The organism is Pectobacterium brasiliense (assembly GCF_013449685.1).
Lineage (GTDB): Bacteria > Pseudomonadota > Gammaproteobacteria > Enterobacterales > Enterobacteriaceae > Pectobacterium > Pectobacterium brasiliense_A.
Genome location: NZ_JACDSF010000132.1, coordinates 1 through 202, shown reverse-complemented (window position 1 = coordinate 202; position 202 = coordinate 1). Strand labels below are relative to the sequence as shown.

The 202-nt window shown below is 48.5% G+C and carries 1 pseudogene; it reads left to right on the top strand.

Annotated elements, in window-relative coordinates:
* A pseudogene (locus H0248_RS21965) lies at nucleotides 1-202 on the top strand (DUF3304 domain-containing protein); the annotation flags it as partial.

The window sequence follows — 202 nt, the reverse complement described above, 5'->3', positions numbered from 1 at the left end:
TGCGGGCCCTTATCGGATAGAGGGAGATACGGTCAAGATAGATTGGCTATTGAGCGCCACTCTAAAGCAACAAGAAGAACAGGGACTTCTGCCTGAGAAACATACAATCACTCTGCCTATGCCGAAACGTGAGAAGGGACAAGATAATTTCTATGTACTATTTCTGCCGGATAACCAGGTGATGGTGCGCTGGGTTGGGTGG